17 protein-coding genes and 2 pseudogenes are annotated in these 17,112 nt (G+C 72.3%); 14 read left to right on the forward strand and 5 right to left on the reverse strand.

Going from position 1 to position 17,112, the window contains the following annotated elements:
- Nucleotides 1-5: 5 nt before the first annotated feature.
- The 7 genes and pseudogenes from rplS to D7318_RS32925 form a co-directional block, all read left to right on the forward strand.
- The gene (gene rplS, locus D7318_RS20790; protein WP_120698634.1) at nt 6-353 is read left to right on the forward strand and encodes a 50S ribosomal protein L19; all 348 of its coding nucleotides are present in this window, start codon (nt 6-8) and stop codon (nt 351-353) included.
- A 30-nt stretch (nt 354-383) separates the two neighbouring features.
- Nucleotides 384-1,085: a signal peptidase I gene (lepB, locus tag D7318_RS20795; RefSeq protein ID WP_120698635.1), complete on the forward strand. Its 702-nt coding sequence runs from the start codon at nt 384-386 to the stop codon at nt 1,083-1,085.
- Nucleotides 1,078-2,250, forward strand: a complete 1,173-nt coding sequence (gene lepB / locus D7318_RS20800) for a signal peptidase I (RefSeq protein WP_120698636.1) — start codon at nt 1,078-1,080, stop codon at nt 2,248-2,250. The genes lepB (D7318_RS20795) and lepB (D7318_RS20800) overlap by 8 nt, the downstream gene beginning before the upstream one ends.
- Nucleotides 2,159-3,268 (forward strand): signal peptidase I, encoded by a 1,110-nt coding sequence (gene lepB, locus D7318_RS20805; protein ID WP_230423937.1) that lies wholly within the window; start codon nt 2,159-2,161, stop codon nt 3,266-3,268. The genes lepB (D7318_RS20800) and lepB (D7318_RS20805) overlap by 92 nt, the downstream gene beginning before the upstream one ends.
- A 57-nt stretch (nt 3,269-3,325) precedes the next feature.
- Nucleotides 3,326-4,075 (forward strand): signal peptidase I, encoded by a 750-nt coding sequence (gene lepB / locus D7318_RS20810; protein WP_120698637.1) that lies wholly within the window; start codon nt 3,326-3,328, stop codon nt 4,073-4,075.
- A gap of 28 nt (nt 4,076-4,103) precedes the next feature.
- The gene (locus tag D7318_RS20815) at nt 4,104-4,439 is read left to right on the forward strand and encodes a DUF2469 domain-containing protein (RefSeq protein WP_113689892.1); all 336 of its coding nucleotides are present in this window, start codon (nt 4,104-4,106) and stop codon (nt 4,437-4,439) included.
- Nucleotides 4,440-4,547: 108 nt separating this feature from the next.
- Nucleotides 4,548-4,931, forward strand: a pseudogene (locus D7318_RS32925) (peptidoglycan DD-metalloendopeptidase family protein); the annotation flags it as partial.
- Between the two features lie 84 nt (nt 4,932-5,015).
- Here D7318_RS32925 and D7318_RS32930 read toward each other — a convergent pair.
- The 5 genes and pseudogenes from D7318_RS32930 to D7318_RS20840 all read right to left on the reverse strand — a co-directional run bounded on the left by D7318_RS32930 (nt 5,016) and on the right by D7318_RS20840 (nt 9,931).
- A pseudogene (locus tag D7318_RS32930) lies at nt 5,016-5,650 on the reverse strand (TetR/AcrR family transcriptional regulator).
- Nucleotides 5,651-5,765: 115 nt separating this feature from the next.
- Nucleotides 5,766-6,608, reverse strand: a complete 843-nt coding sequence (whiG, locus tag D7318_RS20825; RefSeq protein WP_120698639.1) for an RNA polymerase sigma factor WhiG — start codon at nt 6,606-6,608, stop codon at nt 5,766-5,768.
- Nucleotides 6,609-6,759: 151 nt separating this feature from the next.
- Nucleotides 6,760-7,938: a DNA-processing protein DprA gene (gene dprA / locus D7318_RS20830; RefSeq protein WP_120698640.1), complete on the reverse strand. Its 1,179-nt coding sequence runs from the start codon at nt 7,936-7,938 to the stop codon at nt 6,760-6,762.
- Entirely contained in the window at nt 7,935-9,545 is a 1,611-nt protein-coding gene (locus D7318_RS20835; protein ID WP_120698641.1) for a YifB family Mg chelatase-like AAA ATPase, read from the reverse strand. The genes dprA and D7318_RS20835 overlap by 4 nt, the downstream gene beginning before the upstream one ends.
- Nucleotides 9,545-9,931 carry a YraN family protein gene (locus tag D7318_RS20840; RefSeq protein WP_120698642.1) on the reverse strand — a complete coding sequence of 129 codons (387 nt, stop codon included), beginning with the start codon at nt 9,929-9,931 and terminating at the stop codon, nt 9,545-9,547. Before D7318_RS20840 ends, D7318_RS20835 begins: the two co-directional genes overlap by 1 nt.
- 351 nt (nt 9,932-10,282) lie before the next feature.
- Here D7318_RS20840 and rpsB point away from each other — a divergent pair, with 351 nt between their 5' ends.
- From rpsB to D7318_RS20875, 7 genes are all read left to right on the forward strand, one after another.
- Nucleotides 10,283-11,200, forward strand: coding sequence for a 30S ribosomal protein S2 (rpsB, locus tag D7318_RS20845; RefSeq protein ID WP_120698643.1), 918 nt, complete (start codon nt 10,283-10,285; stop codon nt 11,198-11,200).
- A gap of 46 nt (nt 11,201-11,246) precedes the next feature.
- A complete protein-coding gene (gene tsf, locus D7318_RS20850; protein ID WP_120698644.1) occupies nt 11,247-12,083 on the forward strand; it encodes a translation elongation factor Ts in 837 nt (278 codons plus the stop codon).
- A 200-nt stretch (nt 12,084-12,283) separates the two neighbouring features.
- On the forward strand, nt 12,284-13,021 hold the full coding sequence (gene pyrH / locus D7318_RS20855) for a UMP kinase (RefSeq protein WP_120698645.1): 738 nt from the start codon (nt 12,284-12,286) through the stop codon (nt 13,019-13,021).
- 53 nt (nt 13,022-13,074) lie between these two features.
- Entirely contained in the window at nt 13,075-13,632 is a 558-nt protein-coding gene (gene frr / locus D7318_RS20860; RefSeq protein WP_120698646.1) for a ribosome recycling factor, read from the forward strand.
- A gap of 20 nt (nt 13,633-13,652) precedes the next feature.
- Nucleotides 13,653-14,666: a phosphatidate cytidylyltransferase gene (locus D7318_RS20865; protein WP_120698647.1), complete on the forward strand. Its 1,014-nt coding sequence runs from the start codon at nt 13,653-13,655 to the stop codon at nt 14,664-14,666.
- Nucleotides 14,667-14,694: 28 nt separating this feature from the next.
- Nucleotides 14,695-15,804, forward strand: coding sequence for a 23S rRNA (adenine(2503)-C(2))-methyltransferase RlmN (gene rlmN / locus D7318_RS20870; RefSeq protein ID WP_120698648.1), 1,110 nt, complete (start codon nt 14,695-14,697; stop codon nt 15,802-15,804).
- Between the two features lie 210 nt (nt 15,805-16,014).
- Entirely contained in the window at nt 16,015-17,112 is a 1,098-nt protein-coding gene (locus D7318_RS20875; protein ID WP_120698649.1) for a thiamine ABC transporter substrate-binding protein, read from the forward strand.

Raw genomic sequence — 17,112 nt, forward strand, 5'->3', positions numbered from 1 at the left:
AGGCCATGAACCTCCTGGACAGTGTCGACTCCGCCTCCCTGCGGGACAACATCCCGGCCTTCAGGCCCGGGGACACGGTCAACGTCCACGTCCGCGTCATCGAGGGCAACCGCTCCCGTGTGCAGCAGTTCAAGGGCGTGGTGATCCGCCGCCAGGGCTCCGGGATCCGGGAGACCTTCACCGTGCGCAAGGTGAGCTTCGGCGTCGGCGTGGAGCGCACGTTCCCCGTGCACACCCCCGTGGTGGAGAAGATCGAGGTCGTGACCCGCGGCGCCGTCCGCCGCGCGAAGCTGTACTACCTGCGGAACCTCCGTGGCAAGGCCGCCAAGATCAAGGAGAAGCGGGAGAACTGAGCGGTCCCGTCTCCCGGTTACCATCACGGCGTGACCGAATCCGACGCACAACCTCAGGAGCGCGATCGCCCCGCAAGACCCCAGAAGGGGTGGCGGCGGTGGTCGCGCTCGGTGCGTCTGTGGGTGGTGGTGGCGCTGAGCACGGTGGTGCTCACCATGCTCACCAACGCCTTTGTGATGCAGCCCTTCCTGATCCCCAGCGGATCGATGGAGGGCACCCTCCAGGTCGGCGACCGCGTGGTCGTCAACAAGCTGGCGTACCGCTTCGGCGGTGAGATCGAGCGGGGGGACGTCATCGTCTTCGACGGAGCCGGATCGTTCACCGCGGAGCAGTCGGATCCGGGGCTGCTCGGCGGGCTGCTGCGCACGGCGGGCGCCGCGGTGGGGCTGTCCCCGTCCTCGGACACCGACTATGTGAAGCGGGTCATCGGCGTCGGCGGGGACCGCGTGCGCTGCTGCGACAGCCAGGGGCGGATCGAGGTCAACGGCGAGCCGCTGGACGAGCCGTATCTCTATCCAGGGGACAAGCCTTCGAATGTCACGTTTGATATCCGAGTGCCCGAGGGACGGTTGTGGGTGATGGGTGACCACCGTTCCGACTCGGCGGACTCCAGGGAGTACCTCGGCTCCCCGGGGGGCGGCACCGTTCCCGTGGACCGGGTGATCGGCCGGGTCGAGTTGATCGGGTGGCCGGTGGACCGCTGGGGCTGGCTGCGGTCGGCCCATGGGTGAGCGCGGCAAGCCGCGGGCGTCCCGCCGCCGCGCGCCGGAGCCCTCGCCACCCGACGACCTCGCCGCCGGGCCGTCGGATCCGGGCGAGCCGCACCCGACGCTGCGCGGCCCGGGGGAGGGGCGCGCCGACCGACGGCGGGCGGCCAAGCGGATCAAGCGCCGCAGGCGGCTGAGGACCACCAGGGAGATACCGATCCTCATAGGCACCGCGCTGCTCATCGCGCTGGTGCTCAAGACCTTTCTGGTCCAGGCGTTCGTCATCCCCTCCGGATCGATGGAGGAAACGATTCGCGTGGACGACCGCGTGCTCGTGGACAAGCTGACGCCGTGGTTCGGCTGGGAGCCCTCGCGCGGCGAGGTGGTGGTCTTCAAGGACCCGGGCGGCTGGCTCGAGACCTCCGGCACGGAGGAGAGCACCGATCAAGGCCCCTTTGGGATCCGGCACATCCGATCGGCACTGACCTGGATCGGTCTGCTGCCGAGCGCGGACGATCAGGATCTGATCAAGCGGGTCATCGGAGTCGGCGGTGACACGGTGGTCTGCTGCGACCCGGAGGGCCGGGTCATGGTGAACGGCGTCCCGCTGGAGGAGCCGTACCTCTACCCCGGCGATCCGCCGTCCCAGATCGAGTTCGACGTGACGGTCCCGGAGGGGCGGATCTTCGTCATGGGCGATCACCGGTCGAACTCGGCCGATTCCCGTTATCACCTGGACGAGGACGGACATGGGACCGTCCCCGAGGACCTGGTCGTCGGGCGCGCGATGGTGATCGCCTGGCCGTTCGGGCACTGGAAAGGGCTGGACGGCACGGACGCGTTCTCCTCCGTGCCCGACGCCGCGCCGACGGAGGGCGCCGTCGACGCCCGGGCGTACCAGGGGGAGAATGGCCCCCGCGAAGAGAACGAATTGGCGCGACTCCCGATCCCTGCGGAACTCCCGCTCGTTATGGGAGTGGTGGGCCTGTTGCGACGTCGGGACAGGCTCGACGGCCCGGAGCGGAGCGTGAGGAGCGAATGTGGGGGACGTAGCGGTGGGTGCCCGGTCCGGCGCGGAAGACCCGGAGGACCGTCCGGTGAATCCCGGCCCTGGAGGCGCACCCGGCGAAGAACCCCGCGGCGCCGACCTGGGGCGCGCGCCCCGGGAGGGCGGCCCGATCCCGGGTGACGCCGCCGCCCGCGAGGCGGAGGGCGACCCGGGCCGCGACCCCGATGACCGCGCGGGCCCGGGCCCCGAGCCGTCCGACGCCGCGTCCGACGACGGGGCGGAGCTCGCCGCGGACGCCCGGGGTGGGCGCCGGGGCAGGCGCCTCAAGCGCGAGGTGAAGCAGCGCTCCTTCTGGAAGGAGCTGCCCATCCTGATCGGCATCGCCATCGTGCTGGCGCTGGTGATCAAGACGTTCCTGATGCAGGCGTTCTCCATCCCCTCCAACTCCATGCAGAACACCCTCCAGGAGGGTGACCGCGTGCTCGTGGACAAGCTCACGCCCTGGTTCGGCAGCGAGCCCGAGCGCGGTGAGGTGGTGGTCTTCCACGACCCGGGCGGCTGGCTCGGGGAGGCGCCGGAGGGGGGCGGCGGGCTCGGCGGCGCCGTGCAGAGCGCGTTGAGCTTCATCGGGCTGATGCCATCGGCCGAGGACCAGGACCTGATCAAGCGCGTGATCGCCGTCGGCGGTGACACCGTCGCGTGCGAGGAGGGCGGCGAGGTCCAGGTCAACGGCGAGCCGCTGGACGAGAGCGAGTACCTCTTCCCCGGGAACACCCCTTGTGGCGACCGGCCGTTCGGCCCCATCGAGATCCCCGAGGGGCGGCTGTGGGTGATGGGCGACCACCGCCAGGACTCGCTCGACTCCCGGTACCACCAGAACCTCGAGGGCGGCGGCACCGTCTCGGAGGACGACGTGGTCGGGCGCGCCATCGTCATCGCGTGGCCGATCGACCGCTGGGGAACGCTGCCCGTCCCCGACAGCTACGGCTCGGTGGGCGCCGCGGCGATGGCCGCCACGCCCGCGGCGCTCGGCGTGGCCGGGGCGGTGCCGCTCGTGCTGATGCGCCGCAGGCGGCTGCTGAGGAAGGCGGCGGAGGCCGCGCCCGTGGCCGGTGAGCCCGCGCCCTGGGCCGCGGGGCGCGCGCCGGAGGCCGGGCCAGAGGCGAGGCCCGAGATGGGGGAGACCCCGCAGCGCTGACCCCGTCACCCGGGGTGGATAGGGTCGCCTTCCGACCATTGATCGGAGGGGGGCCTGATGAGCGGATCCATACGGGGGCGGGGGCGAGTGGGCCGCGTGCTGTCCGGAGCCGCGGTGGGGGTCGGCTGTGTCCTGCTGCTCGGCGGCTTCGTGCTGGCCGCGATCCTGTACCAGCCGTATGCCGTGCCCACGGACTCGATGGCGCCCGCCGTGGTCGCGGGGGACCGGGTGCTGGCGCAGCGCATCGACGGCGGCGAGGTCCACAGGGGCGATGTGGTCGTCTTCAAGGACGCCACATGGGGCGAGTCCCTGATGATCAAGCGCGTGGTGGGGATGGGGGGCGACGTCGTCGCGTGCTGCGACGAGAACGGCCGGCTCACGGTGAACGGCGAGCCGGTGGACGAGCCCTATCTGGCGGACACCGAGAACCCCGCGTCGAGCACCGGCTTCGACACCGAGGTGCCCGAGGGGGAGCTGTTCCTGCTGGGGGACGACCGGGCGGACTCGCTCGACTCCCGCAGCCTGCTGACCGAGGCGGGTGGCGGCACCGTGCCCGCCGACGCGGTCTCGGGGCGGGTCGAGGCCGTGGTGTGGCCGCTTGAACGGTTCGGCCAGCTGGGGCGGGCCACGGGCTTCGCGGAACAGCCCGGCGGGATCTCGGCCGCGGGGCCGCTCCGGCCGCTGTTCCAGGTGATCTGCGCGGGTGCGGTGCTGATCGTCGTCGGGGCCGTCCATCCCACGGTGGCCCGCCTGAGGTCCCGGTCAGGACCGCCACGGCGTGCGGATGTCTCAGGTGACGCACAATGAGGGGACGCACGGCTGAAGGGGTAACGCCATGAGTGCCGAGGACCTCGAAAAGTACGAGACCGAGATGGAGCTCAAGCTCTACCGGGAGTACCGGGATGTGGTCGGCCTCTTCACATATGTGATCGAGACCGAGCGGCGCTTCTACCTCACCAATGACTACGAGATGCAGGTTCACTCGGTCCAGGGAGAGGTGTTCTTCGAGGTCTCGATGGCGGATGCCTGGGTCTGGGACATGTACAGACCGGCGAGGTTCGTCAAGCAGGTGCGGGTGTTGACGTTCAAGGACGTGAACATTGAGGAGCTGAACCGCAGCGAGTTGGACCTTCCCGAGGACTCGGGCTTCGGCGGCGGCCGGAACGCCTGATCGACCGGCGTCACTCGATCGGGGGACAGGGTTTTCCACAGATCCCGCGTTGTCCACAGATTCGCGAGCGGCCCGTCACGGAGGGTCACGGCCAGGCATCCTGGGGTCATGACACTCGTCGCCACGCTGCTCAGCACGTTCCTGTTCGGCGTCTCCCCCGAGGCCGCCGCCTGGCCGGTCCCCGGCGCCTCGGGCGCCTCCCGCCCCCTGATCGCCCGAGGCTTCGAGCCGCCGCCCCAGCCTTGGTCGGCGGGCCACCGCGGGGTCGATCTGATCACCCGCGCGGGAGCCGAGGTCCGCGCGGCCGTCGCGGGCCGCGTGGTCTTCGCCGGGTCGGTGGCCGGGCGGGGGGTGATCAGCATCGAGCTGCCCACGGGGCCCGAGGGAGGACCCGCGCCCCGCGTCACCTACGAGCCGGTGCGGGCGTCGGTCGCCGTGGGCGACGAGGTCGCGGCGGGGGACGTCGTCGGCAGGCTGGCCGAGGGCCCGTTCCACTGCGCCGAGCCCTGTCTGCACTGGGGGCTGCGGGTGGGCGAGACCTATCGAGACCCACTCTCGCTCCTCCCGGAGCGGCTGCTACGCCGGGGCCCCTCCCGGCTGCTGCCGACCACCGGCGTGCCCGTCCCCGGGGAGGCAGGAGACCCCGTCGAGGGCAACCCGGACGGCGAGGTCGGCGATCACCTCGGGGGTCGGCGACCCGGGGCGGCCGAGGTGGCGCACCGCCGCGTCGACCACGCCCTGGAGCAGCGCCGCGACCAGGCGCGGCTCCTCGTGGCCGAGTCGTCCGAGCACGTCGACGAGCATGCCGAGCAGCCCGCCCCGCGCCGCATGGGCGCGCTCCGCGGCCGCCTCGTCCAGCTCGCGCGCGGCGCAGGCCAGTACGGCTCGGTGCCGCTCGTCCACCGCGAGGGCCAGCTGGACCCGCACAAAGGACTCCGCCTTGGCGCGGGGCGTGGGCGCCGCGTCCATCGCGGCCGCCACCCGGGCGGCCCCCGGGGGAGGTCCCGCGCGCACAGCTCCTCGACCAGGGCCGCGCGCGAGGGGAAGTGCTCATGGACCGCGGAGGCGGCCAGCCCGGTGCGCTCGGCGAGCGCGGGAAAGGTCAGCGCCCGGGGGCCGCCCTCCGCCAGCAGCGATCCGGCCGCGTCCAGCAGGGCGGCGTGCCGCTTTCTGCGGCGCTCGGCCGCCTCGGCCGTGGGGATCCTGGACACGCCCTCACTTTAGGGCGCGGGGGCCGGGCCGCCGGGCGGTTCACCCGGATGTGCGCCCCGCCGTCCACGGAAGGTGACCCGCGCGGTGACCCGACCGGGGTCCCCGGCCGCCGCGTCAGCCGGTCACATCGGCGAGCTTGGCCCTCAGCTGGAGCACCGACTTGGTGTGGATCTGGCTCACCCGGCTCTCCGTCACGCCCAGCACCTCGCCGATCTCCGCGAGCGTCAGCCCCTCGTAGTAGTAGAGGGTCACCACGGTCTTCTCGCGCTCCGGCAGGGTGTTGACCGCGCGGGCCAGCAGGCGGCGCAGCTCGCGGTCCTCGGCCACCTCGACGGGATTGTCCGCGGCGGTGTCCTCCAGGGTGTCCATCAGGCTCAGCCGGTCACCGCCCTCGCCTCCCGCGTGCAGCAGCTCCTCGAGGGCCACGACGTTCGCCAGCGACAACTGACTGAAGACCGCGTGCAGTTCGTCCAGGGACACCCCCATCTCCGCGGCCACCTCCGGCTCGGAGGGGGTGCGGCGCAGGGACGCCTCGAGGGTGGCGTAGGCCCGCTCGATCGCCCGCGCCTTCTGCCGCACCGAGCGGGGGATCCAGTCGAGCGCCCGCAGCTCGTCGATCATCGCGCCCCTGATCCGCGTGATGGCGTACGTCTCGAACTTGATGGAACGGTCCGGGTCGAACTTCTCGATGGCGTCGATCAGTCCGAACACCCCTGAGGACACGAAGTCGGCCTGCTCCACATTGGGCGGCAGCCCCACGCTCACCCGGCCCGCCACATACTTCACCAGCGGCGAGTAGTGGAGGATCAGCTGCTCCCGCAGCCGCTCGTCGCCGGTGGCCTTGTAGGCGTGCCACAGCTCGTCGAGCGCGGTGGACGGGGCGGAGGGGGTGGCGCCCTCCGCCGCGGCCGGCGCTGCCGGAGCCGCGTGCCGAGGCCCCAAGGAGTGCTGTGGCATGCGTTGTGTTGAGCCGATCTGCGGGATTACGGGTGGGGGTGGGGGGTAACGCGACGGGGACTCTGTGAGCGTAGCGTGAGCACGGCGTAGCATTGCGCACGTCGAGGTCGGCGGCTATGCGCAGATACGTTCCGCTGCGCGCACCGTGGGGTTACGCGCGGGCGCTGTCCCGGCGCCGGGGCCGCTTCGCCTCGGTGGGCCGCCTCCTGCGCAACTGCCAACGCCCGCCCGCCCGTTCGACGAAGCCGAGGGTGCTCAGCTCCCGAAGCCGCGCCTCCACGGCGGCCACCCCCATCCCCGCCTCCCCGGCCACCGCCGCCGCGCCGACCGCGCTCGTCGCGGGCAGCGCGTCGAGCACCCGCGCCGTCTGCGGGGCCAGCAGGTCCCGCGGCACCGCGGGGCCGCCCCCCTCGGCGGCCAGCTCCCCCATCTCCCCGACCAACTCGACGATTTCGCCCGCGTCGCCGACCGGCGTCGCCTCCTCGCGGATCAGCCGGTGCGTCCCCGCCGAGAGCCCCGAGGTCACCGGGCCCGGCACGGCCATCAGATGGCGCCCCAGCCGTCGGGCGTGCCGCGCGGTGATCAGCGAGCCGCTGCGCTGGGCCGCCTCGACCACCACGGTGCCGCGGGTGAGGGCGGCGATCACGCGATTCCGTTGGACGAAGCGGCCGCGGGTGGGGTGGTCGCCCGGCGGCAGCTCGGCCACCAGCAGCCCCCGCTCGGCGATCGCCCGCAACAGCTCGTGGTGGAACGCCGGGTAGCTCACATCCACCCCACAGGCCAGCACGCCTACCGTCGCGCCCCCGACGTGCAGGGCGCCCTGGTGGGCCGCGCCGTCGACCCCTTCCGCGCCGCCCGACACCACCGTCCACCCGCGGCCCGCGAGAGTCGCGCCCAACTCGAGTGCCACGAGCCTGCCGTAGTCCGTGCACTTCCGCGCGCCCACCAGCGCCACCGACCGCACCGCCACGAGCCGCAGCGAACATCCTCCCCGCACCCAGAGGCCCAGAGGGCGCGCGTGGCCCAGGTCGTTCAGCTGGGACGGCCACTCACGGTCGCCCGGGCACACGAAGCGCCCGCCGAGCCGGGCGATCCACGCCAGGTCGCGCTCCGGTGCCGCCCGCTCGGTGCGCACCAGCAGCCCATCCCAGCGCGCGGGCGACAGCCCGGGCGGCCGGGGCCCGCCCTCGCGCAGCGTGCGCCACACCTCCTCGGGGCCCGACTCGGCCAGCCAGCGCCCCGTCAGCCCGTCCCCTGGCTCGACGATCCGCGCCAGCGCCGCCCGCGCCAGCCGACTCGTCTCGCTCTCCCGCCCCGGGGAAGCCGTCATGGCAGGCTCCCCGCCACCCCGGCCCCGCGCCGCACCCCCGTGCGCAACTCCAGGGCGGCGTCGACGTCCTCGGACGTGGGCCGGTCGTGCCCCGCCAGATCCGCCACCGTCCAGGCCACCCGCAGCACCCGGTCGAGCCCTCGCGCGGTGAGCAGCCCGCGGTCCATGTCCTGCTCGGCCCGGGCCAGCGCGCCGGGCAGCGGTGACCAGCGGGTGCGCAACTCGTGGCCCGGCACCTCGGCGTTCGTCGTCCAGGGAGCCCCGGCGAAGCGCGCGGCGGCCCGCTGCCGCGCCTGGAGCACCCGGGCCGCCACCACGGCCGTCGGCTCCCCGCCCGCCATCGAGATCAACTCGGCCCGGCTCACCGGATCCACCGGCACCCGCAGGTCCACGCGGTCGAGCAGCGGCCCGGAGAGCCGGGCGCGGTATCGCCGGACCGTGCTCGGCAGGCAGTCGCAGTCCCCGTGCGGGGAGCCGTGGCGGCCGCACGGGCAGGGGTTCGTCGCGAGGACGAGCAGCACCCGGGCGGGCATCCGCACCACGCCCGCCGACCGGGCCACCACGACCTGCCCCGACTCCAGCGGCTGGCGCAGCGCGTCGAGCGCCTGGCCGCTCATCTCGGCGGCCTCGTCAAGGAACAGGACGCCATGGTGCGCCAGCGACACCGCCCCTGGTCTCGGCACCCCCGTGCCGCCGCCCACCAACGCGGCCATCGAGGCCGAGTGGTGGGGCGCGCAGTACGGCGGGCGGTCGATCAGCGGCCGCCCGTGCGTCAGGGAGCCGCCCACCGAGTGCACCGCGGTGACCTCGAGCGACTCCTGCCGCGTCAGCGGCGGCAGCAGCCCGGGGAGCCGCTCGGCCAGCATCGTCTTCCCCGCCCCCGGCGCCCCCTTGAGCAGCAGATGGTGGCGCCCCGCCGCGGCCACCTCGAGGGCGCGGCGGGCGAGCCGCTGCCCCGAGACCTCCGCGAGGTCGGGCGGCCGCTCCCCGCCTGGCGGCGTGTAGAGCCCGCCGGGCGGCGGGTGCCCCCAGCCCGCGCCGAGGGGCGGGAGCGCCCCTGGCCCTTCCTCGGGCGCGGGCTCGTCGGGCACCGGCTCGTCGGCGAGCACGGCGATCAACTGCCGCAGGCTGCGCACCCCGAGGACCGCCACATCGGGAACGAGCGCCGCCTCGGCCGCCGTCTGCTCGGGCACCACCACCTGGCGGTACCCGGCCTCGGCCGCGGTCAGCACCGCGGGCAGCACGCCCCGGACCGGGCGGACCCGCCCGTCAAGGCCCAACTCGCCGATCATCATCACGTCCTCGATGACCCGGGGGTCGATCCGCTCGGCGGCGGCCAGCACGCTGCACGCCACCGCCAGGTCGAACCCGCTGCCCGTCTTGGGCACCGCCGCCGGGCTCAGCCCGACGGTCAGCTTCTTCTGCGGCCACTGGGCCCCGGAGTTGATCACCGCGGCCCTGACCCGGTCCCTGCTCTCGCTCAGGGACTTGTCCACGAGCCCCACGAGCGAGAAGGTCGCGACGCCGGGCTCCAGATCGGCCTGGACCTCGACCACCACCCCCTCGACGCCGACCAGGGCCACCGCGCACGTGCGGGCGAACGCCATCACGCCACCCCCCTCACATGCTCGACCTCGGGCCCGCCCCGCTCCGGCAGCAGCACCCCCACCATGTCGATCCGCACCCCGCCGGGCGGCGGCTCCCCGTGGACCGCGAGCCACCGCTCGCTCAACCACCAGTCCGCCAGCCTCCGCAGCCGCGCGATCTTGTCGGGCGTCACCGCCGCCATCGGATGCTGGAACGCGCCTCCCCGCCGGGTCTTCACCTCGCACACCGCCAGCGCGCCCCCGCGCTCCGGCGGGTCCTGCGCGACGATGTCGATCTCCCCGCCGCGACACCGCCAGTTCCGCTCGAGGACGGTCATGCCCGTCTCCCGAAGTCTGCGGACCGCCAGGTCTTCCCCGAAGCGGCCGAGCCCTCTGCGTCGATCCATCTGTGTGTCACCTCCGTCACCGAGGGTGCGGCAACGCCGGGACAGAAGTGGATCTTGGTGGAAAAACCTCCCCCTGTGGAAAACTCCCTCACCCCTTCGGGGACATCGACGGACTGTCGCCCGGGGATGTTCCGGTCCCGTACACTTCTGGTGGCGATCCGGGGTCCCGGATCGACCTCGCATGCCCCGCCACTTCGGCGTTCCGGTCCGTCCGCGGCGCCGCGGTGGCCGCGTCTCTCGGTCCGTGGAGCAGCCTGTCACCAGGCGGTTCCCGGCGGGCGCGCCGGGGCGTCAGGGGCGTCCGCCCACCCGGGCGGCGCCGACAACCGAGCGTGAACAAGGAGAACGGCCATGGCCGTCGTCACGATGCGGGAGCTGCTTGAGAGCGGCGTCCACTTCGGGCACCAGACCCGCCGCTGGAACCCCAAGATGAAGCGATTCATCTTCACGGAGCGCAACGGCATCTACATCATCGACCTGCTCCAGTCGCTGTCGTACATCGACCGCGCCTACGAGTTCGTCAAGGAGACCGTCGCCCACGGCGGCACCGTGATGTTCGTCGGCACCAAGAAGCAGGCCCAGCAGGCCATCGCGGAGCAGGCGGCCCGGGTCGGGATGCCGTACGTCAACCAGCGCTGGCTCGGCGGCATGCTGACCAACTTCTCGACGGTGCACAAGCGGCTCCAGCGCCTCAAGGAGCTGGAGCAGATCGACTTCGACGACGTGGCCGCCTCGGGCCTCACGAAGAAGGAGCTGCTCGTCCTCTCCCGCGAGAAGGCCAAGCTGGAGAAGACCCTCGGCGGTATCCGCGACATGCAGAAGGTGCCGAGCGCCGTCTGGATCGTGGACACCAAGAAGGAGCACATCGCCGTCGGCGAGGCCCGCAAGCTCAACATCCCGGTCGTCGCGATCCTCGACACCAACTGCGACCCGGACGAGGTCGACTACAAGATCCCGGGCAACGACGACGCGATCCGCTCCGTCACCCTGCTGACCCGCGTGATCGCCGACGCCGTCGCCGAGGGCCTCATCGCCCGTTCCGGCGCCGCCGAGGCCAAGGGTGGCGAGAAGCCGGCCGGTGAGCCCCTGCCCGAGTGGGAGCGCGAGCTGCTCCAGGGCGCGGAGGCCAAGGCCGAGGAGAAGCCCGCCGACGAGCAGCAGCCCGCCGCCGCGACCGCCGAGGCCCCTGCCCCGGCTGCGGCCGAGGCCCCCGCCCCGGCCGAGGCCCCCGCCCCGGCCGCGGCCGAGGCGCCCGCCGAGCAGAGCTGACCTCGCGCTTTCCGAACGACGACTTCCGGAAGAGAATCACGTAACCATGGCGAACTTCACCGCCGCCGACGTCAAGAAGCTCAGGGAGCTGACCGGCGCCGGCATGATGGACTGTAAGAAGGCTCTCGACGAGTCCGGGGGGGACGTGGCCAAGGCCGTCGAGATCCTCCGCGTCAAGGGCCAGAAGGGCGTGGCCAAGCGCGAGAGCCGCACGGCCGAGAACGGCGCGGTCGTGGCCCTGATCGCCGACGACCAGGCCTCAGGCGTGCTGGTCGAGCTGAAGTGCGAGACGGACTTCGTCGCCAAGGGCGAGAAGTTCCAGGCGGTCGCCCAGGCCATCGCCGAGCACGTCTTCGCGACCGCCCCCGCCGACCTCGCGGACCTGCTCACCTCGGAGATCGAGGCGGGCAAGTCCGTGAAGGACTACATCGACGAGGCCAACGCCGGCCTGGGCGAGAAGATCGTCCTTGACCGCTACGCCCGCTTCGCCGGCGCCTACGTGGGCTCCTATCTGCACCGCACCAGCCCCGACCTGCCGCCGCAGGTCGGCGTCCTGGTCGAGCTGGCCGAGGAGAACGCCGACGTCGCCAAGGACGTGGCGCAGCACATCGCGGCGTTCGCGCCGAAGTTCCTCACCCGTGAGGACGTCCCGGCCGACGTGGTGGAGAGCGAGCGCCGCATCGCCGAGGCGACGGCGCGCGAGGAGGGCAAGCCCGAGGGCGCGCTCCCGAGGATCGTGGAGGGCCGGGTCACCGGCTTCTACAAGGAGAACGTCCTCCTCGACCAGCCGTTCGCCAAGGAGAACAAGAAGACCGTTCAGAAGGTGCTCACCGAGGCCGGCGTCACGGTGAAGGGCTTCGCCCGCTTCCGCGTCGGCGCCTGACCCGGCGCACGCACCGCGCCGCCGTGCCTCGGTCGGCGGCGGAACGGACGTTACCCGGCTATTGTCGGGCGGAAGGCCGTCCGGCCGGGGCCACCCGGCCGTGGCGACCGCAGTTGTGACGAGGAGGCCATTGCCCAGCAGGGGACCGCATGGATCCACTGGCAGTGGCCTCCTTGGCGTGTGTGCACGAGGAGACATCCATGAATCAGGACGACAAGCCCCGGCGTTTCCTGCTGAAACTGTCGGGTGAAGCCTTCGCGGGCGGTGGCGGGCTCGGTGTCGATCCCGATGTCGTGCACAAGATGGCGCGCGAGATCGCCGCGGTGGTGCGGGACGGCGCCCAGATCGCCGTCGTGATCGGCGGCGGCAACTTCTTCCGGGGCGCCGAGCTCCAGCAGCGCGGCATGGACCGGGCCCGTTCCGACTACATGGGCATGCTCGGCACCGTCATGAACTGCCTTGCCCTCCAGGACTTCCTGGAGAAGGAGGGCATCGACTCCCGCGTGCAGACCGCCATCACGATGGGCCAGGTCGCCGAGCCGTACATCCCGCTGCGCGCGGTGCGCCACCTGGAGAAGGGCCGCGTCGTCATCTTCGGCGCGGGCATGGGGATGCCGTACTTCTCCACCGACACCACCGCGGCCCAGCGCGCCCTGGAGATCGACGCCGAGGCGCTGCTGATGGGCAAGAACGGCGTCGACGGCGTCTACGACTCGGACCCCGCGAAGAACCCCGACGCCGTGAAGTTCGACGCCCTCGACTACGGCGAGGTCATCACGCGCGACCTCAAGGTGGCCGACTCCACGGCGATCACCCTGTGCCGGGACAACAAGCTGCCGATCCTCGTCTTCGAACTGCTGGCGGAGGGCAATATCGCCCGCGCCGTGAAGGGTGAGAAGATCGGCACACTCGTCAACAGCCAGGGTCGGCGGGCCTGAAGCCGCGAGCCCCCGCCCCCATTCCGCTCACCCCATCGAACCAGGAGCACACGGTGATCGAAGAAGCCCTCCTCGAGGCTGAGGAGAAGATGGAGAAGGCCGTCCTGGTCGCCAAGGACGACCTGGCCGCCATCCGTACCGGCCGCGCGCACCCGGCGATGTTCAACAAGATCGTTGCCGAGTACTACGGCACCATGACCCCGATCAACCAGCTGGCGTCGTTCTCGGTGCCCGAGGCGCGCATGGCCGTGGTCACCCCGTTCGACAAGAGCTCCCTGCGCAACATCGAGCAGGCCATCAGGGACTCCGACCTCGGCGTCAACCCCACCAACGACGGACACCTCATCCGCGTGGTCTTCCCCGAGCTGACCGAGGAGCGCCGCCGCGAGTACATCAAGGTGGCGCGCTCCAAGGGCGAGGACGCCAAGATCTCGATCCGCGGCGTCCGGCGCAAGGCCAAGGAGATCATGGACAAGGCCATCAAGGACGGCGATGTCGGCGAGGACGAGGGCCGCCGCGGTGAGAAGGAGCTCGACGACACCACGGCCAAGTACGTCGCCCAGGTGGACGAGCTGCTGAAGCACAAGGAAGCCGAGCTGCTCGAAGTCTGACCGGAAAGACGCTGTCCGCTGTGAATGACTCATCCTGGGGTCCGCCCCCGGTCGCCGGCTACGTCGGTCCCCCCGCCGACCAGCCGCGCGCCGTCCCGGCGGGTCCCGTACGCGAATCGGGACCGGCGGCGCAGACTCGCCCTATGTCGAACGTGCCCGCCCCGAGCGGCGGGGAGCCGGAGGGGCGGGGTGAGAGCGAGGGGCGGCAGCCGGGGAAGAAGCGGGCCGGCCGGAACCTCCGCGCCGCCGTCGGGGTCGGCCTCGGCCTCGGCCTCGTGGTCCTGGCGACGCTGTTCCTTTACAAGCCCGCGTTCCTTGCCGTGATAGCGGTGGCCGTCGTCGTGGGGTCGTGGGAGCTCTCCGCCCGGCTCGCCGAGCGCAAGGGCATCCATGTGCCGCTGCCGCCGCTCGCGGTGGGCGGCGCCGCCACGGTGGTGGCCGGCTATTTCGGGGGACCCGAGGGCGCGTGGGTGGCGATAGCGTTCACCGCGCTCGCCATTCTCCTCTGGCGCATGGTCCACCCCCCGGAGAACTACCTGCGGGATGTCACCGCCGGGGTGTTCACCGCCTTCTACGTCCCGTTCCTCGCCACGTTCGTCGCGCTGATGCTCGCCGCCGACGACGGCCACTGGCGCGTGCTGACCTTCCTGGTGCTGACGGTGGTGAGCGACACGGGCGCCTACGCCGTCGGCTGGCGCATCGGGCGCCGCAAGCTCGCCCCGCGCATCAGCCCGGGCAAGACCCGCGAAGGGCTCGCGGGCGCCGTGGTGTTCGCGATGGCCGCGGGCGCCCTGTGCATGCAGTTCCTGATCGACGGCGGCACGTGGTGGGAGGGCCTGATCCTCGGCCTCGGCGTCGCGGCCAGCGCGACCCTGGGCGACCTGGGCGAGTCGATGATCAAACGGGACCTGGGCATCAAGGACATGGGAACGCTCCTCCCCGGCCACGGCGGGATCATGGACCGCCTCGACTCGCTCCTGCCGACCGCCCCCGTGGTGTGGCTGCTGCTGCTCGCCTTCGCGGGCGCGGGCTGACCGCGCGATCTGCGACACTGGCCGCATCATGCCTGCACCAGGAGAGCTCACGTTCGTCGCGCCGCGCGGGGCGGCCAAGCCCCCGCGGCACCTCGCCGACCTCACCCCCGACGAGCGCCGCGCGGCGGTCGCCGAGCTGGGGGAGAAGCCGTTCCGCGCCCGGCAGCTGTCGCGGCACTACTTCGCGCGGCTGGCCGACGACCCCGCGGCCTGGACGGACATCCCCGCCGCGTCGCGCGAGCGGCTCGCGGGGGCGTTGCTGCCCCGGCTGATGACGCCGGTCCGCCACCTCAGCTGCGACGACGGCGCCACGCGCAAGACGCTGTGGCGGCTCCACGACGGGACGCTCGTGGAGTCCGTGCTGATGCGCTATCCGGACCGCGTGACGATGTGTGTCTCCTCACAGGCCGGCTGCGGGATGAACTGCCCGTTCTGCGCGACCGGTCAGGCCGGGCTCGACCGCAACCTCTCGACCGCCGAGATCGTGCACCAGATCGTGGACGGCATGCGCGCCCTGCGCGACGGCGAGGTCCCTGGCGGCCAGGCGCGGCTCTCCAACATCGTGTTCATGGGCATGGGCGAGCCGCTGGCCAACTACCGCAGGGTGACCGGCGCGATCCGCCGCCTCACCGACGCGGACCCGGACGGCGTGGGCCTGTCCCAGCGCGGGATCACCGTGTCCACCGTGGGCCTGGTGCCCGCGATGCTGCGCCTCGCCGACGAGGGCTTCTCGTGCCGCCTCGCGGTCTCGTTGCACGCGCCCGACGACGAGCTGCGCGACACGCTCGTCCCGGTCAACACCCGTTGGAAGGTGCGGGAGGTGCTCGACGCGGCGTGGCGGTACGCCGACAGGTCGGGCCGCCGCGTCTCCATCGAGTACGCGCTGATCCGCGACATCAACGACCAGGCGTGGCGCGCCGATCTGCTGGGTCGGCTGCTCAAGGGCCATGGGGCGCACGTCAATCTGATCCCGCTCAACCCCACGCCCGGATCGAAGTGGACCGCCTCGCGCCCCGAGGACGAGCGGGCGTTCGTCGCGGGGTTGGAGGCGCACGGCGTCCCGGTCACGGTGCGGGACACCAGGGGCCAGGAGATCGACGGCGCCTGCGGTCAGCTGGCCGCTGCGGAGCGGGAGTAGCCGGGGCGGGGGTGCCCCCGGGCGCCCCCTGCTATCGTGACGCGGTACAACCATAAAACCGTCACACATTCCGACAGGGGAGCGCTCGCAGCGCTGAGAGTGCGGCACCGGCCGCAGACCCTCGAACCTCGCCCAGGTCATGCTGGGTAGGAAGTTCGGATCACCCTCTCGCGTGCTGCCGTCGTGTGTCCTGTCACGAAAGCGGCACCCATGAAGCGCACCCCGATATCAAGTCCCCTCCTGCCTGGCCTCGCCCTGGTCCTCGGCGCCGGGCTGCTGACCGCCTGTGGGGACGACGGCGGGGACGGCAACGGCTCGGGGAACGACGAGGGCTCCGGCGGGGACACGGTCACGGTGGTCACCCATGACTCGTTCCTGGTCTCGGACGACGTGCTCGCCCGGTTCACCGAGGAGACCGGCCACACCGTGGAGATCCTGCGCGGCGGCGACGCGGGCGTGATGGTCAACCAGGCGGTGCTCTCCGCGGGCAACCCCCAGGCCGATGTGATCTTCGGCCTCGACAACACCCTGCTCTCGCGCGCCCTCGACGCCGGGATCCTGACCCCGCACACCGCCGATGGCCTCGACGCCGTTCCCGAGGAGTACCAACTCGACGCCGATGAGCACCGGGTGACCCCCGTGGACACCGGGGACATCTGCGTCAACTACGACCGCGCGTGGTTCGCCGACGCGGGTCTCGCCCCACCCGAGACGTTCGAGGACCTGGCCGACCCCGCCTACCGCGACCTGCTGGTGGTGCAGAACGCCGCCACCTCGTCGCCGGGCCTCGGCTTCCTGCTCGGCACCGTCGCCGCGTTCGGCGAGGACGGCTGGGCCGACTACTGGGAGCGGCTCGCCGACAACGGCGTCGAGGTCGTGGACGGCTGGGAGCAGGCGTACAACGAACGCTTCTCCGGCGCCGGGAACGGCGACCGCCCGCTCGTCGTCTCCTATGCCTCGTCGCCGCCCGCCGGCGTGGTGTACGGCGGCGACGAGCGGCCCGACGAGGCGCCGACGGGCGTGGCCACCGGGACGTGCTTCCGGCAGGTCGAGTTCGCCGGGCTGCTCGACGGGGCGGCCAACCCCGAGGGCGGAAGGGCGTTCCTCGACTTCCTGCTGACCCGGGACTTCCAGGAGGACATGCCGCTCCAGATGTTCGTCAACCCGGTGGTCGAGGGCGCCGAGGTGCCCGAGGAGTTCACGCGGTACGGCGCGACGGTCGAGGACCCGCTGACGATGGCGCCCGACGACATCACGGCGGGCCGCGAGCGGTGGATCGAGGAGTGGACCTCCCTGGTCGTCAGGTGA

Origin of the sequence: Streptomyces radicis (genome assembly GCF_003626575.1) — a bacterium.
Taxonomy (GTDB): Bacteria; Actinomycetota; Actinomycetes; order Streptomycetales; family Streptomycetaceae; genus Streptomyces; species Streptomyces radicis.